We start from the raw sequence: 23,431 nt of genomic DNA, 5'->3' as shown, positions 1-23,431 counted from the left end.
GAGCTCCCCGATGCCAATCAGGATACGACTGCTATCCACAAATCCCGGGATTGACACAAGGTAGTAACTCAACGCTAAAATGCGGCACAGAGCACGCCAGATTGTTGTTATTAGACGAAATTCGCTACGGGTTCTTGAGCAAAAATACACAGATTAGTGATAGAAATCCCTCCAAATATAAATCCTTCACCCTTTCAAATTTATCTCAGTCCTATTTTGCAGATATTCTATGTCGAAGACACTGCAAGCGCTTTTTCGATATCTAACAAGACATGAGTGCTTAATGCTTCGTCCTCCGCTCAAGATCTTCATCGCACACCGCCACAAGTCCCCAGCGGCGCTTCGTATAGTAAAGGCTGTTCGCGCCTTGCAAGCACAAGGGTACCGCATTGAACCAATTTTGGTTGCCGATTTGGAGCATACAACTAACGTCTCGAGACACACGCTTTCAAACATGCGGCGGGCCGACTTAGCGATCGTAGTTTACTCACCAGACGACCGTTTGCCCTCTGTTGAAGGAAAAGGCCTACCGAGTCCTGCTGTAATATTCGAGTTCGGGTTCCTGACAGCGATCCTAGAGGGCCGAGGAAATGACCCCATTCAAGTCCTCGCCCAAGCGGATATGATATTGCCGCTCTATCAACGCGAATTGAATAGTGTCCAGATTCCGGACTCCCATAGAAAATGCGTGACCTGGCTCCAAAAATTCCTCAACACCCGTCACGTCAAGGCCTCCAGCAAACCACTTTGCGACCAAAGATACCTCTTTGCGTTGGGCAAAGGTGATCTTGGCAGAACCGCGATGTCAGAAGGCGAGCTTCTAGAATTCTTTGGCAATGAAATAGAAGATATGTCTTCTGCCGACGAAAAAATATTGTATGTCGGCGAGCGTATTTTTCTTGAGGCTTACCTTAAAAATCCGGAATTTTGGCGTAAGCAGATTTACGAAATTCGGAGATATGATCTAAGCGACTTCCAGGAGTCAATTGTCCAATGCATAGAAATAATACTTCACTACACATCCGGCGCATGGAGAGATTTAGATCATAAATTATCAGATTTCGACAAAAGAATACTATTCAATAATTTTAACAAGTTTTCCTATATAGTTCGTGAAATTGAAGGCGAACTAAACCCAATATTGTTAATCGTATTTCTGAATTATTTGGGGCTTTACGCATCCAGAAACGAACTTTCTGAATTGATTGGTTCTGATGGCCCGGGCATTGCTTTAAATTACTTTTTTCGAGCTCTAGAACTGATTGAAGGACGGAATTTTTCTCCAATGAAACTTTGGGAAGGTTTTATATCGCACAATATTTCGCGCTTTCCGTCCCAGGACGTTGTTGGAAAAAGATTTAGACCAAGTGAAGCCCTCGTTGCCGCACGAGACGCGAGGAAGACTTGGACGAATAACGAATTGGACCTACCCTACTTTCTACGCGAAATGTTCCAAATTGAATATATGGCCGCGCTCGACAACCTTGCGACGCAAATCCCTTCGCCGCTTTATCAAGCAGAACTCAGGTTAGAACGTGAAAGATGGCTGCAAACATCGCAAGCTGGACGTGTCATCTGGAGCACTAAACTACTTAAGGGATAGACAAATTGCTTAAGATACTAAGCCCACTCGGTGTAAGACCGCACGCCGTGAAGGCAGCTTGCCTCGTTGGCGATGTTGAAGATAGTGAAAATCAAGTCAGTTTCGCAATTACAGGGCAACAATCTGATATTTTGGGTAGAGTTCTCTCTGAAAATCAACGTAGGAAAGTACAAAAATTTGTGGTTGCAACGTCTATTGATTTTTCCTACGAAAAATCAGTCAGGTTTTTGTCAGACACACTTCGCAGCGGAGGATACTCAGCTGTCCTATCCATTGGGGACACGAAGACTTCGCTGTGTGCCGCGTTGGCTGCAAAGTCAGCCAACGTAATGCTCGTACATTACGAATCTGGTTTGCGGAGCACCATCAGGACGCTAGAGGAACGCATCAGAAGAAAAATCGACCGCATCACAGACCTACATCTTTGCTATAACGAGCAATGTGCGGTGACCCTTAATGCTGAAGGGGTTTCAAGGTCCAGGATCCAAGTAGTGGGCAGCTTATACGAGGAGTCTCTGGCGACCTCCCTAAATGAAGCCTCATCATACGATGGTATGTATGAGGGGATGATTGTCGTTGCCCTCCATCGCAAAGAAAATAGGTGGAATGCGCAAAATGCAGCGGCGCTTTCGCGTCAGTTGAACGATTTTTCACAGAAGAAGCTTTTAATTTGCCACCCATCTAATAGCAATCATATGATTTCCAGTGTAAAATCTCACTCCGATCAATGGATCGTAGCAAAAGAGATGGAGAACCCATTTTTTGTGCGGGTGTTGTCTGATGCTACAGCAGTCGTTACCGATTCAGCGGGAATAGCTGAGCAATCCTTTCTGCTTAATAAACCGACGATTATACTTAGAGATTGTACTGAGCGTCCTTGGATTCTGGGTCCTCGCTCCAGACTTGCGGGCCTTTCCAAATTGAGTTCTGTACTCTCTGATGTCTTGGCGAGAAGTTCATCCATGTCACCTCAACTCGATTGTAAAGCATCCCGCCGCATCCTTGAGGTACTTGGCTCAATTTAAGCAGGCATAGAACCAACAACATAATTCCTGAGAGGATTTTTGTGGCGCTGCAGCTAAGTGAGTACTGGTAGTTGACCGACCTGCAGTTTTCGCCTCGATCTCAATCTAGGTTGGCCTACAAATCCGGGGCCGCATAGATCGGCCAACCAGCTTGAATGGCTTTGGAGTTGTTGAAATACCATTCGAGTCGGGTTGAAAAGTGGATTATGAATAAGACCGAATAGGTTGTACCCCTAATGACAGGATCGGATTATGGCGGCACAGTATTACATTGCCTTGATAGGAGCCGTGAGTTCGTCGTGGCCGAAGCTCGAACCGGTATTATACAAGCGGCTAAAAGAGTTAGGGATTGATCGTGATGCGATCGCCGTCCTCGCTGAAGCAGACATCACAACCGCAGATCCCCGAGCACCTTTGGTCGCGATTTTTTTTGGCTACGGCGGAGCGAACGACGCCTTCCACCCCTGTCTAGCAAAGCTGATTACTGATTCAAACTCCATTATCCCATGCGTCCCGGATGTCGGTTCTGTGAGTACCGCTCTGCCAGTCAGTATCGGCCATATCAACGCCTTTCCTTTTACGAATAATGAGAAACACATTCAACGCTTAGCGACGTTGGTTCTAGAGAACCTTCGCCTGTTGAGAGTAGAGCGGCGCCTGTTCATTAGTTACAGACGGTCAGAGTCTCAATCAGTCGCAATCCAATTGTATGAAGCTTTGGACGAGGCAGGTTTCGATGTGTTTCTGGACACCCGTAGCGTCCCGTATGCGGAAGATTTCCAAAGTATCCTTTGGCATCGCATGGCTGATAGCGACATCATCATTCTACTCGACACACCGAAGTTTCGAGAAAGTTTCTGGACGAAAGCCGAGCTTACGCAAGCTAATGCGACAAGCGTGCAGATCCTGCATGTCTTATGGCCCGATGTTGACGCCGACGATACGTCGTCATTCAGCGTTTTCATGCCATTGAAACGTACTGATTTCGTCGGTCCAGAGGATACAGGTGTCAATGCACGCCTTTCCGAAAAAATGCGAGACAATATCGTATCTCGTGCAGAATCGCTTCGCGCTCGTGCGTTAGCCGCTAGGCACCGGAGCCTTGTTGATGATTTTTGCGATCGGGCACGTGAGGAAAACGCGATTAGTGTTGCGGTGCAGCCAGAGCGATTTATTGCCGTGGAACTTGCCAAAGGCGGTAAAGTTGCCGTGGTTCCGACTATCGGTGTGCCGCGCGCGGATCGATACCAGGAGATTGGAGATGGCATTCGTGAATTAGGCGATAACACCTCCAGCGTATGGCTGCTGTATGACGAGCGTGGAATTCTTGAAAAATGGATTTCTCACCTTGCGTGGTTAGACAACCATCTGCCAGTGAAATCGGTCCAAATTTCGCGGTCTGCTGAGCATTTGCGGAGGAGTGTTACATGATCAGAATTTTTCTTTCTGTCAGCGTACCTCTTCCATCGCGTGATCCCGTTTATTTCGAAACTGCTGACGTGCTCGGTATACGAGAAGCAGTTAAAGGCCTGGTTTCAGAAGTGGTGCTCCATGGAACAATCGTTTTTGGCGGGCATCCCGCTATCACGCCCCTTATTGCGCTTCTACTTAGAGATATGGGCAACCAGTATCGGGGTAGGGTCATTCTTTATCAAAGCGAGGCTTTTAAGGATAAATATCCGCCAGAGAAAAGCGAATTTTTGAATGTTATTGATGTACCCGCAGTTGGTATATCTGAGACTGATAGTCTGCAGGCTATGCGCGAACGCATGATCTACGACGCGCCATATGATGCCGGGGTTTTCATTGGCGGCATGGAAGGTGTAGAGCTCGAATTCAATATGTTTCGAGAGGCATACCACGGCGCGCCCATATGGCCTGTGGCTTCTACTGGTGCGGCGGCAAGAAGGATTTTCGACCAGCTCGACAGACCGAACCCAGACTTATGGCTTCACGAGTTAACCTACAGCACGCTTTTTCGGCGAATGATACGTGAGTTGCCGCTTCGCTAGTTCTTGCCTCTGATAGTGATGGCCTCTTCTACAGCGTCTGACAAATATGTAGAAATCCAGTTGTAGCGTGCTTTGCTGTCGTTGCCACCCGGATTATATAGCTTAACGATTGTCGATAATGGCTTCCCGCTGGGGCTATGTGTAATATAATCGAATGGGTTGGCGCCGATGGTCGATATTTCCCCCGCAAAATTTTTCAGACCGTGGATGTTGATACCTACGACGCCTAAGCCCCGGTCCCAAGCACGAATGATTTCGTAGTTGATCCACTTTCTGTTTGCAGTGCCGGAACCTACTAAAACGACCGCGCACGTCTTTCCGTTCATTTGTTGATTGATCCATTTCTCGATAGCGGCATCTCCCCCACGAGTAACTGACTCCCAATCGTTGTCCGATACGGGCGGATCGCCTTCGATAACGCCGATATTGCGGACCTGGCTGGCTCGAGCATGATCGGGGACATAGTGAAAGCTGTAGAAACATTTACGTGCCATTAGAATCCCCTCTCATAAATGTTACTACCATTGCTAGAATAGCCTTCGCATGAAGGCAATATGGATGGCGGTGAGAAGAAGATGGTTTTTCGTCAGGCAGACATTCAGAATTTTTCCAACTCGTACGCTGTGAGAAAGTCGACAGTAACCGCAAAGGCTGAGGGCAAGCCGACGGCGTTTCTTTCTCATAGCCACAAGGACGCTTACCTCGCAAAGGGGGTTCAGGCTTTCCTGCATGCTCAGGGATGGGAGGTTTACATAGATTGGGAAGATGGGGCGATGCCGGACACGCCAAACCGAACCACCGCCGAACAAATTCAAGCTAAGATTCGTGATCTCGATATGTTCTTCTATCTTGCCACGGCCAATTCTTCCGCAAGTCGTTGGTGCCCTTGGGAAATTGGGTACGCCGACGGAAAAAAGCCGCTTGAGTCTATTCTTATTTTGCAGACCCAGGACAACAACGGGTACTCGTATGGCGCTGAGTACTTGCAGTTATACAATCATCTCGACTACGCGGCCAGCGGAGGAATTGGAACATTTGGCTCCAATAATCGTGGCCGGGTCCTGAGGGGCACAATGCGTGCATGATATTACATTTCGATGGGTGAACCGCACCGGCTTGGCCGAAGACCGTTTGGTTTAGGTTATGCGACCATGGCTGGGTCGTCCAGTATGGCGTAGTGGCGTTGTTCAGCTTGAACTGATGGTGTGGATGCCCCCTCCGGCCGGCATCCACACCATCAGTTCATGTTCGACGTCCGCTACCTAGTCTGACCAAGTCTGTTATCGCAGCGCGAATTTGCGGCAATGGAAATCCATCGACTGGACTGTCTTCTCCCATAGCGAGAACAGCATGAAGCTTCGCGGCGACACCGGCAACCGAGCAAGCCGGGTGCGCAAACAGATCATTCAATCGGTCCGCCCGCATCGCAAACGCTTCTTCCTCCGCCTGCTTGGCTCTGCTGTATCCCAGCCGCTCGTCTAGTGCATCCCAGGCGGCTTGCCGCTCTGCAAGAACCGCCTTCGACTGCATCTTTGCTTCGGCGTTCTCTGAGGCACCGCCAAATAGGCGGTCAATCTCCTCCATCGTGAAAGCCGGGACCATGCAATCCCGACCAGGCGAGGCGATGACAACATGGGGAAAGCCGATAGCCGCGATCAGTGCGGTCTCAAGCCGCTGCTGCTTCCGGCAGAACCTCTCGACCTGCTCATGGGCAGTCCACCACTCCTGCCACAACATCAATGCTGGATCGCCACCGTCAGGCTGGTCGTCTGCGGAATAAAGTTCCGTATCCACATCCCCAGCCTGTACCGCCAGCCACGCCGCCGACGTGGAAAGCAATCTGCGTCGCGTGACGAGAGGCAAAGTTCTGCTATTGTCGGAATCAGCCATGATCCGAGTTCCCTACGACTTGGTTATGGTCAGATCAGGTGGATGTTACAGCATCTGCCTGATCGAATACGGCAAAGCATCACATACAAAATGATAGACATCAATCAGAAAGTTTGCCTTGGCTAGCAATGAATTGACGATGGAACAGTGCCGCGCCGCGCGGGCAATGTTGGGGTGGAGTCAAACGACGCTTGCAGATGCGGCGAACGTCTCGCGGCAAACAATTGCTGATTTCGAACGTGGCGCACACATGCCCATTGCGAACAATCTCGCCAGCATCACCGCTGTGTTTCAAGAGGCTGGTATAACCCTCATTCATGCAGAAGGCGGGGCCATAGGCGTTCTTTTCAAGAAGGCTAAGTAGGTAAGCCACACTGTGGCCGATCCGCGTTACAGCCCCAACCCCCGCTTCCTCGCAAAGCTCCAATCAACCCCACCACCGTCTCTCACCACGCCGCTGATATGCTGGCCAATCCGTTGATCGAGCGCCGGTTGCCACGGCACAAGCTGGAAGCCGATGCCATCATCGAGCATCGCGAACCGCCCGCTGGCGAGATTGACGCTACCCTTCAGCGATCCACTGACATATTCCCCCGGCTGGCTCGGTGTGTAGGACAGGCCCCTCTCCGCCGCCATCTGATGGCCAACGCGGTCGATCTCGGTTCGCTCCAGCTGCTCCAGCAAATCCTTGGGCGCCCGGATGCTGCCATTGTCGAGACGCACGGCATGCCCCTGATCGACAAGGCTTTGGCGACGGCGGTCCAGTGCCTCGCTGACCTCCCGGCCAAAGCCCGCTTGCGTGAGTGGTGTGCGGTCGCGGGAGACAAGCTCCCTATCGAGCCACGTCGCGCCGTCGCTGCCGACCTGTCTGTTGAGGTCAAAGGTGGACAGCGTGCGGACAGTAAAATCCTTGGCCCGGTCTCTGGCGTCATAGGCCATGCCACGTTCGGGAAGATCATTGGGGATGTTCCAGTAATCGGCATCGATCCGCTCGACATGACCGGCACGGCGCAGTGCTTCGAGACGGCGGACATGGGAGCGGATGAAGGCATCGGGATCACCGCCGATCTTTTCGATCTTTGCCCTCGCCTGCTCCAGATGATCGCTTGGCCGGTAGATGCCGTCATTGTGGGCGGCGAGATCACGGATGTTGATGTCGGATGCCCTGGGCTCGGTCTTTGGCGGGATCGGGTCGAGGGACACGATATGGCCGCGCTGGATATCGTCCAGTCGGCCGATATCTGTTGTCTCTACATAGTGGGTATGTCCGTCCACGCCATCGATGACCAGATGCAGCCGGTCGCTCATCTCGTCGCCTGCAAGTCCCTTGGCCAGAACCCGCCCGACGACAGGCTCGGTGATGCTTTTTCCATGGGTGATGTAATCGCGAGCACCACGCTCGTCCGCAAGGCCGTGATCCTCCAGCGCCCTGTGCATGGTCTTGATGATATCCCCGCGCTCGCCAAGCGCACGCAGCGTCTGTTCCGCATCGTCCCGGATGGTCCATCGTCCGGTGTCGATCTCATCCGCTAAGCCATACCGCTCCAGCCGCTTGGCCCGGTCGATCAGGAGCGATCGGTTGGCCCGGACTGTGTAGCTGTCGGAGGCATCGGGACGAAGGTTGATGATGCCCTGTTCCTCGCTCTCGGCGATCAGCATTCTGTCGAGACGGGTGAGGCGTTCGGCCTCGACCTCATGACGCAGTTTTGCCGCGATCTCCAACTCGCTCTGCTGGCCCAGCTCCAGCGTCACCAGTGCCTCGGCCCGATGGCGGACCCCATGGGCGATATAGTCGCCGGCAATGTTGAGGATGCGGCCATCCTCCAGCACACCCCGGACGATGACATGGGTATGGGGATGACCGGTATTGTGATGATCGACAGCGATCCAATCCAGCCGGGTATCTAGATCACTTCCCATCTGTTTCATAAGATCGCGGGTGAAGGATCGTAGATCCTCCATTTCGACTGCATCTTCGGGTGCGACTATAAACCGGAACTGATGCCGATCCTCGCTTCCGCGCTCAATAAATGCCTTTCCATTGGCCTCGTCCTCAAATGCGGAATAGGCCCGGCCCTTCTCGCCATCTTTCGTGACGCCATCGCGTTCCAGATAGCGCAGGTGGGCATCGACCGCCCTGCCCGAAGTCGAGCGGAATTTCGAGCCTCGTGACTGTCCCCGCTGCGGGGCAAGCTTCACCACCCGCGCCTTGACCACGACACGCCGCGACCGGAACCGGGTGCCGCCGCCATCGCGCGTCCATCCGCCGCCGTCCTTCGGAAACGACGGCGCAAGTTTTGCACCACGGCCACGGGCGTTAAAGCGTCCGCTCCCATTGCCCGACTCCCCGCCGATCCGGTTGGGGTTTCCGCCGGCCTTGCGCACGGCGATCTTCACTTGGGTGATGAATGGTTTCGTGTGCAGGCTCGCACGGCTGCCCCGGCTCTTCGGTCGGCCCGGTTTGATGCGGAAATTGTTGTCGTCGTGGTCTGCCATAGGGGCAGGTTCGACGCCCATCCGAGGCGTGACAAGCAACAAATTGCCGCCATCGCAGGCGGGCGTAAAAAGACTTGCAACCGCGCAGATCGGCGTAGCGCACCTCGCGGCAGGTGACCGCTACCCCCCCGGATCGCAAAGAACATCAGTCGGATCTAAAACTCATCTCACATCGCGGTATCCGACCCCTTCCCGTTTTCCGACTGGAAAACAATGTGCAGACAATGACTTACGAGCGCAGCTCGGGCGAACCCCGGTTCGCTTTATCTTGCACTCTTAATCGGTCGACTTTTTGGTGTGTTTTCCATAATCGCAACCTTTCCTGCTGTTGATTAAAATCCATAATGTTTGACGTTGCAACACGCCACTGCCGGTGATCATCGGGGTCGGGTACGCCGTGCACTCTTGCGCACGCATCGAAGGCTTTTTCGGGCTGACCTTTGGCAGCGCTTTTGCCATCGCGGTGCATTTTACCATCGGATGGACGGGGCAACGTCACAGGCAGTCAAAACGTGGTCCACCCGTCTTGTCGTCGGTGCGGCCACAGGCAAGATAACGTGCGTCCCGTCTTCCTGGTCTGTACCTTTCCCATCCGCTCACGCGGAGCCGTGTTGTCCGTCACACCACCGTCAAAGCGGCGGTAAACTGTTCGCTCCCATCTGCATCCCGCATCATAGGCCGCGCAACGCCTGGGCACCCAGAAGCCTCAGCTCCTTGCCCTTTGCCCGCGCCGCCAGATCCGTCTCGCTCGCCGACGGGTCGCCGACATAAAACGTTCCGTCGCTCCACATGGCGTGCATGATCACCGCCAGCTTGCGCGCCACCGCGACCGTTGCCTTGCGGTGACTGCCGCGCTTGGCCAGGCTCTCACCCCATTGCTTCACCTTGTCCTTGCCGCGAAAGCGCGTCATCAGCGCCGACGCCGCCTCGTAGAGCGCGCGCCGCACGTCGGGGTCTCCGGCTTTCGATATTCGCCCCTGCACATCGATCGACGTGCCAGACTGCCATCGCCGCGATGTCAGCCCGAAGTAGGCTGCCACATCGCGCGAACGGCGGAACCTCGCCGGGTCCTCTACCGCCGTCATGAACGAAAGTGCCGCCACCGGCCCGACACCCGGTATCGCCATGAAGCGTCGGCAAAGCTCATGGCGGGCAACAAACTGCACGACAAGTTGGTGCAGCCGCTTGTACTGCTTCCACAACGCTGCGCGCGCCGACAGCATGGCATCCATCAGGTCGCGCGTCAGCTCATCCTGCGCCACCGCCTCTCTAACCGCCGCTTCGAAGCCGGTCCGACCCGTGCCTTTCAGGCGAATGCCGAATGCCTTCAGGGAATGGCGGATGGCGTTCTCCAGATCGAGAAACTTGCGCTTCAGGTTGCGCCGGTGCGTCAGAAGCAATCGCAGCCGGTAGCATTCCGGCGTCTTCACATGGGCACGGCGGAACCAGCCGGTGCGCATCATATGCGCAATGCCCAGCGCATCCTTCTGGTCCGTCTTGTTGCGCTGCGCCGCCATCGCCGCGCGCACATGCCGCGTTTCCAGGCAGACAGCCGGAATGCCAAGTTTGACAAGCTCCGGATGCAGCCACGGCGACAGCGAGCCGGCCTCGTGGCCGACACGCCGCAGACGGGAAAGGAACGGCTTCAGAGCCGCAAGCAAGGCCTGCGGATCGGTTGCCACCTTCACCTCCAGATGCACCTCGCCATGATCGTCAACGACGCAAACCGCCGTCTCCACCGTCGCAACGTCTAGTCCGCAAAAATACTCCATCATCCGCCTCCTGCATGGTTTCGAGGCGGCAATACTATCAGCGCCAGGCGCCTCAGTCGGCGCCGCGCACGCGACCTGCCGATTACGGGCGGCAATCTTTCCCCTATCCAGTTGACGCTCCCAATATGGCTGCTTTCCGGAGTTCAGAGCCGATGGTGGGGGACTTGCATGTGCGCCGTTCAAGGGAGGATCGCAACAATTCGACCAGGGCATCAAACCTCGAATTCCAAGTTGGCACGAGTGAGAAGCCGCGGCAGGATGTCAGGCCGAATTTCATAGATCGACTGCTGCGGGTTACCGTTCACAACACCAAGTTCTCTCAATTCGTCCAGCCCGACCACAGGCTCAATATAGGCGGCCAAAAGATAGTTGATGACTTTGACCGGCCTGGTCGTCGTCGCCTGCCAGTGCTCAAGTTGCTGCTCGCTGTAGACGGATCGGCCACCCGTTAATTGCATCAGTTCTCTGGTGGAACTCGCGAAGGTGACGCTCTCCAAGATTCCTAGCGTCGTCATGGCTTGGGAAGGAGGCTCCTTTGACGCCCCCTTGTAGAAGAACAGGAGAGAGCCCGCATCGCCGAGGTTTGACGGTGCTCGGCACAGGTAGACTTTCCGGATTGTGTTCCCTGGCCGGGTCGGGCGGTCGGCCCGAGAAGCGCCCACGAAGAAGTCCGGCTGATTAGGCTTCCATAGGTCGGGATAGAGGGTGTCGTGATAGTCTTCCTTGATAGGAATTCCGAAGGCGCGAACTTGGTCCGTCACAAGAAAGCGGGGGTAGTTTTTTCTTGCAGACTCAAAAATCGAAATGGTGGGATCATGAAGCAGTTTTGCGGACGAAAATGCCCGTTCATAGATGAACTCGCCGTTGTCTTTCGTGCCGGCATGAGTAAAGCCATAGAATTCCAGGAGGTTCATCAGCGCCGCTTGGTCTTCATATGTCGTGAGATACGCCAAGTCGTAGCCGTTGCGCTGTGCGTACCAAAGTACCTGCTTTAAAAGTAGCTCACCGAGTTTGACACCGCGTTTGTCGGGCGCCACCTTGAAGGTGCAAACTTTCAAGATTTTGTTGGCTTTTGTCACCGCATCTGTGTCGGTCGCACTCTCATCCTTTCGAACGATCAGGCCCGCAAGCTCGTCGTCATCATAAACAACCCAGCACGGGCGGTGCTGGCGAACACACTTCTCGCGCCACCAATCGTCGAACTCCGGATACCCCTGGCGGAGGCTGTCGAAAAAGTTATCTTTGTTGTTGATGGTATGAGCCTCAACCTCGGCAACATGCCTGATTGGGACCTGCTTTGGCTCGTATGTCTGCGTGAGAAGATCGACAGCGTCGCCAACGAACAAGATGCGCCGGCCAAGCTCGGCCGAATGTTTGAAGGCGCGCTCGTGAAGGCCTTTGTCCTGCGTGACAAGAAAATCGACCGCGTCACTTTTCAAGGCGTGGAGGAGAGTTGCGTCGACGATGTCATTGGGCCGCTTCAAAGGGCCGAACTCAGCTTGAAGGTCGGCTTGGCTCAGGCCGCGCTGTTTCCCCAAGACTTGGTATTTTGAGATTTTGCTAAGGGAGATTCGACGACGTTCCGCGTTCTTGTCGCGGGCAATGTCGTCGCGGGCCGCCTCGTGGACGAAAATCGTGATCTTGTGGGCCGCAGCGAGACTTGAGAATTTAGCGTATGCGGCTTCTACAGCGTGGTAGTCTTCCAGGCCGATCAGGATGTTCGTATCAATGAGATACGACTGTTGCCTCATCTCTTAGGGCCTTTCGCAGATCGCGGCTCGCATACAGGAATGACTGCGGTGGTTCGAAACCAAATTTCTCTCGTAATTCCGTGAGTGGAACCGGACGGGAGAATGGCTTAACATCTTCGAAGAGCAGAGCGAAACCAAACTCTAGACCCTGAAAATAGCTATCAAAATCATTTCGCTCGATAAATGCGGTGTCTTCAAACTCGGACCAGATTTGCTGCACGGGCAGCTTCAGCACATCCTTGATCTCGGCTATTCCGACCATTGCTCTAATTGGCGACGTCGAATAAATATACGCCATGGTCCCGCCAGGCGCGGAAACCGGAAATCGCCGGCGCAGCTCAACGGTTTTACGTCCTTCCATAATTTTCTCCGAATATTGCGGACGAATGGAAAGAACAACATCTCTCTGCGGACGAAACGGCTCATCTGCCAAGAGCGGAAAGACAAGCTGATCGTCGTTGCCGTATTCAATGTCGAATGTCTCTTTCACGCGCAGGACAAGGCGGGCGTCTGCGGGGAAGACTGCGTCTACACGCAACGACGCACCAAGAGCCTCCACGTAGCGTTTGACCGTGGACAGGTGAACTTCGCCACCCTTTTCAAGTTTTGAAACGGCTGCTTGCTGGACATTCATGCGAACAGCCATTTCGGCTTGCGTCAGTCCAGACAGAAGCCGAAGTCGACGCAGATCGACACCAGCAGCGTGCTCGTCACGTGGCTCGGTTGCCGCCGAAGCTTCGATAACTTTTCCCGCCAGTTTGCCCATTTTATGCTACTCCATGTTGTGGAGTAGCTACCCCTAAGAAACATTCCTTGCAAGGAATATTCTTATCGGGAGACGTCGCACGCAAATTTAAACTAGGCTTTCCGGATTCATGCCGAAATTTTAGGGGGGGACGAACTTCGCGCAGTGTATTTTTTGTCGAGGGGATGCGACGCAATCGCGCTCGGTTGAGCACATTGTCCCCGAATCACTAGGTAACTGTAAGCATACGCTGCCACCTGGCATCGTGTGCGACCGTTGTAACAACTACTTCGCGCGAAAGATTGAAGGCCCACTACTTGAGACGGAATACTTTCGTCATCTCCGTAACATGATGGCTGTCCCAAACAAACGGGGCCGTATTCCGCCAATGAGCGGTCACGTATCCCATTCGAAAATCCCAATAAACGTCTGGATGGATGCAACCGGGATATTCATTGAGCCAAAGGATAGGAGCCGAGCCAGTGAGCTTGAGCGCTCCTTACTCGCAGAAACTCAAGGCACTTTGCTAGTGCCCGTTCCACATAAATCGCAAATTGACCCTCGCCTAATGTCTCGTTTCATCGGAAAAGTTGCGATCGAAGCGCTTGCGCTGCGCGTCATTCAAGTCGAGGGTTGGCGCGAGGAATTGCTCAGTAACGAAGGCATGGAGCCTTTGAGAAGATTTGTTCGCGCTGGAGAGGGGCCGAAGGAGTGGCAATTTTACCGTCGCAACCTGTATCGCTTTGACCGCCGGTTTATTGAAGGGACGGATGTCTACGAGGTGCTGTCGGTGGCTGTTGAGAACCGCGCATATTTGGTGCCGAGACGGGATTACGGCGAATCTGGACGCGGCGGACAGGGCCCTGAGATTATTGCAAAGGTTTTGATGGGGGAGATGAGCGCGGGATGTGGCGTCAGGAGCCCGGAGGGCGACTGAGGCACATCCCGCGCTGCGTCCGTCAATGATAGACTGGCGGAGCGCCGCAAACAGACATCGACCAAAGCTACCAGGCCAATTCGATGTCCAATCCCTCAGGCATCTGTGAGATGACGTGGCTGTCATCACGCAGGACTGCCGACTGGTTCACGGTGAGCGTCATTATAATGGTATTGGCGCATTCCGTCGAGCTTCTCCGATCAATCCCGACGGCGCTTCGAAAGGTGCGCCGCCGCGATGCAAACTGCTCGTTTCTTCCTCTGCGGGCGGTGTCGCGCGCAGGTTCTGCTTTGCCGCCATTGCGATCGGGGTCAGCGCTATTGCGGTTCTGCCTGCGCCCATGCGGCGCGCCGTGACAGCCTGCGGGCAGCCGGACGGCGCTACCAGAGCACCCGGCCGGGGCGCTTTGCCCATGCCGATCGCTCCCGCCGATATCGGCAGGCTCGCAAAAACGTGACGCATCACTCTCCACCCGTCGTTCCAGAGGGTTCACGACTGAAGGCGTCCACAAACGGCGGCATCGTTGCACCGGGCGATGGCACCGCTGGCGTGGTGTCATCGATCGAGCCGTGGTGCCGGCGCTGCGGCAGCTCTGTGCCGCTGTTCTTTCGCCGCGGCTTCGTGCGTCGCCGGGGGACACACGTGCGTCCATTCGACCATGGAGATCGAACCGATGACCATATCTGCCGAGAAGGAAGCGATGATCCTGCGCCTGTACCACGTTGAGAAGTGGCGCTGCGGCACGATCGCCAAGCAATTGCATTGCCATCACACCACCGTCTTCAGGGTCCTGAAGGACGCGGGCTTGCCTCGACACAGGCCGGTGATCCGCCCCGCCGAGATCGACCTGTACCTGCCGTTTATCCAGCAGACGCTGACCAAATATCCTGACCTGACGTCCAGCCGCCTTTACGGGATGGTGCAGGAGCGCGGCTATAAGGGATCGCCCGACCACTTCCGGCACATGGTGGCGCTGCACCGACCACGGAAGGCGGCGGAAGCTTATCTACGACTACGCACCCTGCCGGGTGAGCAGGGCCAGGTCGACTGGGGTCATTTTGGCCACATCGAGATCGGCAGGGCCCGCCGCCCGCTGATGGCCTTCGTCATGGTGCTATCCTACTCGCGCGACATCTATCTGCGCTTCTTCCTTGATGCCCGCATGGAAAACTTCCTGCGCGGCCATGTCGGCGCATTCAACGACTGGAACAGCCTTCCCAGAGTGCTGCTCTACGACAATCTGAAGTCCGCCGTCCTTGAACGGCAGGGCGATGCCATCCGCTTCCATCCGACATTGTTGGCCTTCGCGGCTCATTATCGCTTCGAACCCCGTCCTGTCGCGGTAGCACGGGGCAACGAGAAAGGCCGTGTCGAGCGCGCCATTCGCCACATCCGGGAAGCCTTCTTCATCGCCCGCACCTTCAAGGACCTCGACGATCTCAATGCCCAGGCCGAACACTGGTGCCGGACCCAGGCTGCCGACAGGCCATGCCCGGAGGACCGGGCAATGACGGTGCGTGAGGCGTTCTCAAAAGAACAGCCCATGCTTCTGCCCTTGCCGGCCAATCCCTATCCCGTCGAGGAGCAGGTGGCCGTGAAGGTTGGCAAGACACCCTACGTGCGCTTCGATCTGAACGATTACTCGGTCCCTCATACGCATGTCCAACGAACACTCACCGTTCGCGCCGATCTCGTCCAGGTCAGGATATTCGACGCCGCCACGATGATCGCCAGCCACCGTCGCAGCTTCGATAGGGGCCAGCAGATCGAGGATCCTCAGCACCTGAAGGCACTCGTCGCCGTCAAGCGCGAGGCACGCCAGCATCGCGGCCTCAATAGCCTGACGCGGGCCGTGCCGGCTTGTCAGAAGCTGATGATGCATGCCGCAGAACGTGGCGCCAATATCGGCGCAATCACCAACGCCATGCTGACGTTGCTCGACCTCTACGGCGCCCAGGAACTCCAGGCGGCCGTCGAAGACGCTTTGCGCGCCGGCGCCTCGCATTCCAAGGCGGTTCGATCAGTGCTCGAACGCCGCCGGATTGCGCGGGGCGCTCCGCCCCCGGTCGAAACCAGGCTGCCCGAGCATGTCCGCAAGAAGGACACGACTGTCATTCCCCACAAGCTCGACCGTTACGATCAACTCACATTGAAAGGAAACGACGATGAATAAGATCGACACCCTGTTCAATCGCGCCAGACAATTGCGCCTTTATGGCCTGACGGCCCATTGGGACGAGATCGCCACACAGGACTGGGTGCCGACCGTGATCCGGTGGGAAGAAGACGAGCGCTCCGACCGCTCGCTGCTGCGACGCATGCGCACCGCCAGGCTCGGCCACTTCAAGCAAATGGCCGACTATGACTGGAAGTGGCCGCGCCGCATCGACCGCGCCACCGTCGAGGAACTGATGACGCTGGCATTCATGAAGGATGCCACCAACATCGTCTTCATCGGTCCGAACGGCGTCGGCAAATCGACGCTCGCCCTCAACATCGCCTACCAGGCACTCATCCGGGGCCATTCGGTCCTGTTCCGCACCGCCAGCGAAATGCTCGGCGAACTCGCCGCCATCGACAGCGATTCCCTGCTGCGCCGCAAGCTTCAGTACTATGCTTCCCATGACGTCCTGCTGATCGACGAGATCGGCTACCTATCCTATTCCAACCGCCATGCCGATCTGCTCTTCGAGCTCATCAGCCGCCGATACGAGAAACGCTCGACCATCGTCACCACCAATAAACCCTTTGCGCAATGGTCGGAGGTCTTTCCGAACGCCGCGTGCGTCGTCAGCCTGGTCGATCGCCTCGTCCACCACTGCGAAGTCGTCGCGATCGAAGGAGATTCCTATCGCTTCAAGGAAGCCAACGAGCGCTCCATAGCCCAGCGTCAGCAACGCGCCAGTCACCAATCCGGCGAAACAGAGCCCGCATCATGACCGAAAAGACGCACCACTCTTCAGGTCTCAAGCGTGGCCTGCCAATCCTCATCAGTGCCGAATGGACCCCCGAGCAGGCATGGGCCGTCTTCGAACTCCTCGATGATCTGCGCGACGCCATCTGGAACCATTACGCCCCTGACATCCAGCACATGGTCCAAAACCAACAAGCTTCCGACGATAATCAAGATTAGCAACACTGAAGGCGGCTTCTTCAGCCGCTTTCAAAGTTCTCAATCCTCGGCACCATTTATCCGCGCTTTTGGACAGCCGCCAACAGGTGCTACATGAGTATGACTTCGTCTATACCGATAAAGGATTACTGTTTTTTGTGATAGCAATATTTGGCGAGGAGTTTGCAATTGATATGGGCAATCCTGAGATACTGTCCTACGAAACCTATCTTCGAGAGCAGGACGGTGTGAGCCCTCTTTATCCGGTTCGCCGCAAGAAATAGGTAGGGCTTTTATGGCCTTTTTAGCACATCAATGAGAAGTTATTTCAAGGGACGTGGAAGGCGTCGTCTAATGACGGTACTCGACAATTCGCCCTTCCTGCCACTTCAAATTGTGTTCACGTATTGATACATATTTTGCGCTTTATATGCTCTATTTCGTACGATTCGGGGGGGCAACGCATGGGGCAGACCTTACGCCCGACGAAATTCAAAGACGTGGATCTGAACGACAAGTTCTTCGACAGTCTGAAGGCGCAATACCAGGAATTTTCAGGCTGGTTCCTAAAAAAAGCTGCTGAACCAGCGTACGTCATCGATGATGACATCGGAAAGGGTATTCGCGGATTTCTCTACATCAAGGTCGAGACCGGGGAAATTACAGACGTTCAACCGCCCCTGTCTGCCAAACGCAGGCTCAAAGTTGGAACGTTGAAAGTCAATGCCAGGGGCACTAAACTTGGCGAAAGGATTATCAAGCGTATTTTCGACCACGCCATTCTCGAAGACGTGTCAGAGATTTACGTTACGGTCTTCGATACACACGTCTCGCTTATCAACCTTTTCAAACGGTATGGCTTCGAACAGAAGGGGGTTAAAACCACCCCCAATGGACAAGAGCTCGTCCTACTCCGGTCGTTCGAAACCTTGGCGAACGACATCGTCAGAGATTACCCTTTGATGCAGACGTCCGGAAAAGCGAAATGGCTGCTGGCCATCAAACCCGAATTCCATACCGATCTGCTGCCGGACTCGATTCTCAAGACAGAAGATACAGCTTCGGAAGCTGATGTTCCCCATACCAACTCGATTCACAAGGTCTACATCGCCGGCCTATCTTTGAACCGCATGAAACGGGGCGACCTTGTTATCATTTACCGAACGACTGATATCCAGGGCAAGGCCTATTACAGGTCGGTAGCGACGTCGGTGTGCGTGGTCGAGGCGACCTATGCTCGGAAATATTTCAAAGACGCAGATGCATTCGTCGCATTCGCAAAGGATCATAGCGTGTTTGGTGAACAACAACTAAGGGACCGCTATGCCGACGGAAAGCCACTGTACGTCGCAAAATTGACCTACAACGCCGCTTTCGTCAAACGTCCCAATCGCGGTGCTTTATTGGATGTTGTCGGCATCACATCACAGCCAAAGTGGGATCTGCGCGCGCTTAGCGACGCTCAATTTTCGAGCATCCTGGAATTGGGCAAAGTCGACGAAAATTTGATTGTTAATTGAGCCCTGCGCTTTGAAAGGTCCGATGCGAGATGAATGGCACCTTGGCTATTTGGTATGAGCCGGAAGAGGATCGTCATTCCTTTCCGCAAATCGATGCCAAACGACAGCACCCAAACCTAGAGATTCACTTTAACCTCTGGCGAGACAACCCATCGAAGACCAATTTCCTCGACATCGGGCTTCGGTTGTCGGATCTCCAAATGGTCAAGCGGATTTATCTGTATTTTCCGGTAGCGCTTCAACTCGATCAGTTTCAGGATCTGAGCGATGTGATGGCCTATGGGCAGACGCTGGACGCGGTCTTCAACATGGTCGTTGAGGTTGGACGTAAAACCGACCTGGGATACGAGACTACAGCAAACGGCGAACCGTTCGTGACCGTTCACAAAGTGAAGATCGGCGAACATCTTACCCTTGCACCGGTCGAAGATGGCTTAAAAGGAGCTGGCTCCACCGTTACATTAACGGAGACTATCTGCGCGCGCCTGCGAGCGGCAGGGCCTGGGCCACAGTATGTTCGGCTTCGGCTACACCTAACAGGTGAATCCAAATCGCTATTTACCCAAGAAATCATTGGTCAGGAAAAGGTATTTGTGAGTTCGTCACAGCGTCTTGAGTTGACAGAGCTGCGATTAAACGAGCAGCGAAGCTTCCCACATTCGATCGCTAAACGTGCCTCCGCGAACGCATTCACGATCGTCCGTGTCCATTATTTTCTGATACGCGAGCTCGGCCACGCGCTTGTTACGCAGCACGCCCCTATGCGGAAGGTTCGGAGGCTTGAGGCGAAACTGTGGTCCTCTTATTTGCGCGGGCGTGAGATTGCCGCGCGCGATGCTGCCGAAGAGGAGCGGCTTCTGTCGCGACTGATGATCTATCATTGGCGAGAAGGCTCAGAAAGCGAGCCAATACAAGACTTCACGGCATTCGCGAGTTTTCAGGCAAGCACTCCTGGTCTCCTATTTTACATGATCGGGGTCATTCTGCTCGGTGCAATCGGGAGTGCGCTGAATGACTGGGGAAAGGTCTATTGGGGTGTTACCGTGACGAGCCTGCCCTACTGGTGCGGCGGGCTCGCTCTTCTATGGGCAATTGCTCGAAGCGGAATCTGGAGTCGACTTGAGGGAGAAGCAAGTCGGCTTCGGCGGACTTGCACGCGTTCTTTTGTTCGAGCATTCAAGCGTCTATGACGATGAGTTGCACCCACCCAAACGGAAAAACCGCCCCTGAGGTACAGAGGCGGTAAGAAGAATTGCCGGTTAAGCCGCTGTTATATCGGCGTAATAAGCGATTTATGTTTGAACTGGTTGCGGGGGCAGGATTTGAACCTGCGGCCTTCAGGTTATGAGCCTGACGAGCTACCGGGCTGCTCCACCCCGCGTTATTGGGTGTGTTTTGTCATGTCCGGGCTTTTTTGTGTCCGGGAGGTTTTGTTGTGAGAAGATTTTGTATTGCCTTTAGCAGACCTGGCAGCGACCTACTCTCCCGCGTCTTGAGACGAAGTACCATTGGCGCAGGGGCGTTTCACGGCCGTGTTCGGAATGGGAACGGGTGCAGCCGCCCCGCCATGACCACCAGGTCAGCTAAGGGCAATGTATCCGGCGCGGTTTGGCGCCGGAGATTGTTGAGAAGCTGGTGACTGAGGGCTTAGCCAGTAGGCAGTAGCCAATAGTCTTTTTTTTGAACACGTCTTTTGTTCGTTTCGCGTGGCACCAGCAGCCGGCAGAGCCGAGCCGCCGGTTGTCCGGCGCGCCGTCCGCAGCGAAGGCTCGAAGAGCCGCCAGCGTGAGGACAGAACGAAGGCATCATCGACGCGGCGTTAGCCGCGTTGATGAGCATTTACAATGGGAACGATGAAGTCGATCGGGCTATTAGTAAGGCTAAGCTTCATGCATTGCTGCACGTCCACACGCCTCCTATCAACGTGGTCGTCTTCCACGGCCCTGATAGGGAATACTCGTTTTCAGGTGGGTTTCCCGCTTAGATGCCTTCAGCGGTTATCCCTTCCATATATAGCTACCCTGCTATGCCGCTGGCGCGACAACAGGTCCACCAGAGATATGTCCATCCCGGTCCTCTCGTACTAGGGACAGATCCTGTCAATATTCCTACACCCACGGCAGATAGGGACCGAACTGTCTCACGACGTTCTGAACCCAGCTCACGTACCGCTTTAATTGGCGAACAGCCAAACCCTTGGGACCTGCTCCAGCCCCAGGATGCGATGAGCCGACATCGAGGTGCCAAACAACCCCGTCGATATGGACTCTTGGGGGTCATCAGCCTGTTATCCCCGGCGTACCTTTTATCCGTTGAGCGATGGCCCTTCCACGCGGGACCACCGGATCACTATGACCGACTTTCGTCTCTGCTCGACTTGTCAGTCTCGCAGTCAGGCGGGCTTATGCCATTGCACTCGACGAGCGATTTCCGACCGCTCTGAGCCCACCATCGCGCGCCTCCGTTACTCTTTCGGAGGCGACCGCCCCAGTCAAACTACCCACCATACACTGTCCCGGATCCGGATGACGGACCGCGGTTAGACATCCATGACGATAAGGGTGGTATTTCAAGGATGGCTCCACCGAGACTGGCGTCCCGGCTTCAAAGCCTACCACCTATCCTACACATGCCGACACGAATGCCAGTGTAAAGCTATAGTAAAGGTGCACGGGGTCTTTCCGTCTGACCGCAGGAACCCCGCATCTTCACGGGGAATTCAATTTCACTGAGTCTCTGCTGGAGACAGCGGGGAAGTCGTTACGCCATTCGTGCAGGTCGGAACTTACCCGACAAGGAATTTCGCTACCTTAGGACCGTTATAGTTACGGCCGCCGTTTACTGGGGCTTCGATTCAAAGCTTGCACCTCTCCTCTTAACCTTCCAGCACCGGGCAGGCGTCAGACCCTATACGTCGTCTTATGGACTTCGCAGAGCCCTGTGTTTTTGATAAACAGTCGCTACCCCCTGGTCTGTGCCACCCCAAGCTACTTGCGTAATTTGGGGTCACGCTTCTTCCGAAGTTACGCGTGCAATTTGCCGAGTTCCTTCAGCAGAGTTCTCTCAAGCGCCTTGGTATACTCTACCTGACCACCTGTGTCGGTTTCGGGTACGGTCTATAATGGTGGTGCTATTTCCTGGAACCATTTCCTCGCCCGTTCAATCCAATAAGAACGAACAAGTTACATGATCCGTCACATCCACCAGGCCCACGAATATTAACGTGGTTCCCATCGACTACGCGTGTCCGCCTCGTCTTAGGGGCCGGCTAACCCTGCTCAGATTAACTTTAAGCAGGAACCCTTGGTCTTTCGGCGAGGGGGTCTCTCACCCCCTTTATCGTTACTCATGTCAACATTCGCACTTCCGATACCTCCAGAGGCCCTCACGGGTCCTCCTTCACAGGCTTACGGAACGCTCCGCTACCACTCCTCAAAGAGGAATCCTCAGCTTCGGTGCATGGCTTTAGCCCCCGTTACATTTTCGGCGCAAAGACCCTTATTTAGACCAGTGAGCTGTTACGCTTTCTTTAAATGATGGCTGCTTCTAAGCCAACATCCTGGTTGTTTTGGGATCCTCACATCCTTTCCCACTTAGCCATGACTTGGGGACCTTAGCTGGAGGTCAGGGTTGTTGCCCTCTTCACGACGGACGTTAGCACCCGCCGTGTGTCTGCCGACTAGTACTCCCAGGTATTCGGAGTTTGGTTAGGATCAGTAAGACGGTGAGTCCCCATAGCCCATCCAGTGCTCTACCCCCTGGGGTATTCGGTCGACGCTCTACCTAAATAGATTTCGCGGAGAACCAGCTATCTCCGAGTTTGATTGGCCTTTCACCCCTAGCCACAAGTCATCCCAATCTATTGCAACAGATGCGGGTTCGGTCCTCCAGTTGGTGTTACCCAACCTTCAACCTGCTCATGGCTAGATCACTCGGTTTCGGGTCTAATGCGTCGAACTGAACGCCCTGTTCAGACTCGCTTTCGCTGCGCCTACACCTACCGGCTTAAGCTTGCTCGACACACTAAGTCGTTGACCCATTATACAAAAGGTACGCCGTCAGGCTTGCGCCCTCCGACTGCTTGTAGGCATCCGGTTTCAGGTTCTATTTCACTCCCCTCGTCGGGGTGCTTTTCACCTTTCCCTCACGGTACTTGTTCGCTATCGGTCATGCACGAGTACTTAGGCTTGGAGAGTGGTCTCCCCATGTTCAGACAGGATTTCACGTGTCCCGCCCTACTCAAGGACATTCAAGACATTTACGTCTACGGGGCTGTCACCCACTACGGCCGACTTTTCCAAATCGTTCGACTTCTATCTTGAATGCCACTGGCCTGGTCCGCGTTCGCTCGCCACTACTTACGGAGTCTCGGTTGATGTCCTTTCCTGCAGGTACTTAGATGTTTCAGTTCCCTGCGTTCGCTTCTAACCCCTATGTATTCAGAGTTAGATACCTTATTTGCGATACTTGGAAACCAAGCGCGTCTTCGACGCGTCAGGCAATAGCCAACAGGCAGTAGCCAATAGGATAAAAACCCTACCGCCTATTGCCTAAGCCCTACCGCCTTG

General features: G+C 54.6%; 18 protein-coding genes, 1 tRNA gene, 2 rRNA genes and 1 pseudogene (1 of these 22 cut by a window edge). 13 read left to right on the top strand and 9 right to left on the bottom strand.

What is annotated here, in order from left to right; all coding sequences use genetic code 11:
* Positions 1-229 precede the first annotated feature (229 nt).
* The 4 genes from OU993_RS10240 (at position 230) to OU993_RS10225 (ending at position 4,640) form a co-directional block, all read left to right on the top strand.
* On the top strand, positions 230-1,603 hold the full coding sequence (locus OU993_RS10240; protein ID WP_268156740.1) for a TIR domain-containing protein: 1,374 nt from the start codon (positions 230-232) through the stop codon (positions 1,601-1,603).
* A 5-nt stretch (positions 1,604-1,608) separates the two neighbouring features.
* Complete coding sequence (locus OU993_RS10235) at positions 1,609-2,628, top strand: UDP-N-acetylglucosamine 2-epimerase (RefSeq protein ID WP_268156738.1); 1,020 nt, start codon at positions 1,609-1,611, stop codon at positions 2,626-2,628.
* Between the two features lie 252 nt (positions 2,629-2,880).
* Complete coding sequence (locus OU993_RS10230) at positions 2,881-4,059, top strand: toll/interleukin-1 receptor domain-containing protein (protein WP_268156736.1); 1,179 nt, start codon at positions 2,881-2,883, stop codon at positions 4,057-4,059.
* A complete protein-coding gene (locus OU993_RS10225) occupies positions 4,056-4,640 on the top strand; it encodes an SLOG domain-containing protein (protein ID WP_268156735.1) in 585 nt (194 codons plus the stop codon). The genes OU993_RS10230 and OU993_RS10225 overlap by 4 nt, the downstream gene beginning before the upstream one ends.
* On the opposite strand, the gene OU993_RS10220 is transcribed toward OU993_RS10225, so the two are convergent.
* On the bottom strand, positions 4,637-5,134 hold the full coding sequence (locus OU993_RS10220; RefSeq protein WP_268156733.1) for a TIR domain-containing protein: 498 nt from the start codon (positions 5,132-5,134) through the stop codon (positions 4,637-4,639). The genes OU993_RS10225 and OU993_RS10220 overlap by 4 nt on opposite strands.
* Before the next feature lie 60 nt (positions 5,135-5,194).
* On the opposite strand from OU993_RS10220, the gene OU993_RS10215 reads away from it, so the two are divergent.
* Complete coding sequence (locus OU993_RS10215) at positions 5,195-5,725, top strand: toll/interleukin-1 receptor domain-containing protein (RefSeq protein ID WP_268156731.1); 531 nt, start codon at positions 5,195-5,197, stop codon at positions 5,723-5,725.
* Between the two features lie 157 nt (positions 5,726-5,882).
* On the opposite strand, the gene OU993_RS10210 is transcribed toward OU993_RS10215, so the two are convergent.
* Positions 5,883-6,530 carry a hypothetical protein gene (locus tag OU993_RS10210; RefSeq protein WP_268156729.1) on the bottom strand — a complete coding sequence of 216 codons (648 nt, stop codon included), beginning with the start codon at positions 6,528-6,530 and terminating at the stop codon, positions 5,883-5,885.
* Between the two features lie 139 nt (positions 6,531-6,669).
* Between OU993_RS10210 and OU993_RS10205 the strand changes: the two genes are divergently transcribed.
* Entirely contained in the window at positions 6,670-6,894 is a 225-nt protein-coding gene (locus OU993_RS10205; RefSeq protein ID WP_268157650.1) for a helix-turn-helix transcriptional regulator, read from the top strand.
* A gap of 26 nt (positions 6,895-6,920) precedes the next feature.
* On the opposite strand, the gene OU993_RS10200 is transcribed toward OU993_RS10205, so the two are convergent.
* From OU993_RS10200 to OU993_RS10185, 4 genes are all read right to left on the bottom strand, one after another.
* Positions 6,921-9,026, bottom strand: coding sequence for a DUF3363 domain-containing protein (locus tag OU993_RS10200; protein ID WP_268156727.1), 2,106 nt, complete (start codon positions 9,024-9,026; stop codon positions 6,921-6,923).
* A gap of 671 nt (positions 9,027-9,697) precedes the next feature.
* Positions 9,698-10,798 (bottom strand): IS110 family transposase, encoded by a 1,101-nt coding sequence (locus OU993_RS10195; protein ID WP_268157561.1) that lies wholly within the window; start codon positions 10,796-10,798, stop codon positions 9,698-9,700.
* A 212-nt stretch (positions 10,799-11,010) separates the two neighbouring features.
* A complete protein-coding gene (locus OU993_RS10190; protein ID WP_268156725.1) occupies positions 11,011-12,549 on the bottom strand; it encodes a GNAT family N-acetyltransferase in 1,539 nt (512 codons plus the stop codon).
* The gene (locus OU993_RS10185; RefSeq protein ID WP_268156723.1) at positions 12,524-13,315 is read right to left on the bottom strand and encodes a helix-turn-helix domain-containing protein; all 792 of its coding nucleotides are present in this window, start codon (positions 13,313-13,315) and stop codon (positions 12,524-12,526) included. Before OU993_RS10185 ends, OU993_RS10190 begins: the two co-directional genes overlap by 26 nt.
* A gap of 148 nt (positions 13,316-13,463) precedes the next feature.
* On the opposite strand from OU993_RS10185, the pseudogene OU993_RS28860 reads away from it, so the two are divergent.
* From OU993_RS28860 to OU993_RS10155, 7 genes and pseudogenes are all read left to right on the top strand, one after another.
* Positions 13,464-13,598 (top strand): annotated as a pseudogene (locus OU993_RS28860) (HNH endonuclease); the annotation flags it as partial.
* Positions 13,599-13,862: 264 nt separating this feature from the next.
* Positions 13,863-14,231 (top strand): hypothetical protein, encoded by a 369-nt coding sequence (locus tag OU993_RS10180; protein WP_268156721.1) that lies wholly within the window; start codon positions 13,863-13,865, stop codon positions 14,229-14,231.
* Between the two features lie 673 nt (positions 14,232-14,904).
* Complete coding sequence (gene istA / locus OU993_RS10175; RefSeq protein ID WP_268154920.1) at positions 14,905-16,404, top strand: IS21 family transposase; 1,500 nt, start codon at positions 14,905-14,907, stop codon at positions 16,402-16,404.
* Entirely contained in the window at positions 16,397-17,170 is a 774-nt protein-coding gene (gene istB, locus OU993_RS10170; protein WP_268154921.1) for an IS21-like element helper ATPase IstB, read from the top strand. The genes istA and istB overlap by 8 nt, the downstream gene beginning before the upstream one ends.
* On the top strand, positions 17,167-17,364 hold the full coding sequence (locus OU993_RS10165) for a hypothetical protein (protein WP_268155107.1): 198 nt from the start codon (positions 17,167-17,169) through the stop codon (positions 17,362-17,364). Before istB ends, OU993_RS10165 begins: the two co-directional genes overlap by 4 nt.
* Before the next feature lie 443 nt (positions 17,365-17,807).
* Positions 17,808-18,863: an N-acetyltransferase gene (locus OU993_RS10160; protein WP_268156719.1), complete on the top strand. Its 1,056-nt coding sequence runs from the start codon at positions 17,808-17,810 to the stop codon at positions 18,861-18,863.
* A gap of 29 nt (positions 18,864-18,892) precedes the next feature.
* Positions 18,893-20,053 carry a hypothetical protein gene (locus OU993_RS10155; RefSeq protein ID WP_268156717.1) on the top strand — a complete coding sequence of 387 codons (1,161 nt, stop codon included), beginning with the start codon at positions 18,893-18,895 and terminating at the stop codon, positions 20,051-20,053.
* 114 nt (positions 20,054-20,167) lie between these two features.
* Here the strand turns inward: OU993_RS10155 and OU993_RS10150 are convergent.
* The 3 genes from OU993_RS10150 to OU993_RS10140 form a co-directional block, all read right to left on the bottom strand.
* Positions 20,168-20,244: transfer RNA gene (locus OU993_RS10150), tRNA-Met, on the bottom strand.
* A gap of 83 nt (positions 20,245-20,327) precedes the next feature.
* Positions 20,328-20,442 (bottom strand): 5S ribosomal RNA (gene rrf / locus OU993_RS10145).
* 271 nt (positions 20,443-20,713) lie between these two features.
* Positions 20,714-23,431 (bottom strand): 23S ribosomal RNA (locus OU993_RS10140) (it continues 170 nt past the right edge of the window).

Origin of the sequence: Rhizobium sp. SL86 (genome assembly GCF_026672545.1) — a bacterium.
Taxonomy (GTDB): Bacteria; Pseudomonadota; Alphaproteobacteria; order Rhizobiales; family Rhizobiaceae; genus Neorhizobium.
Note: the sequence above shows the minus strand (reverse complement) of the source record. Positions and strands in the feature narration are given on the sequence as shown.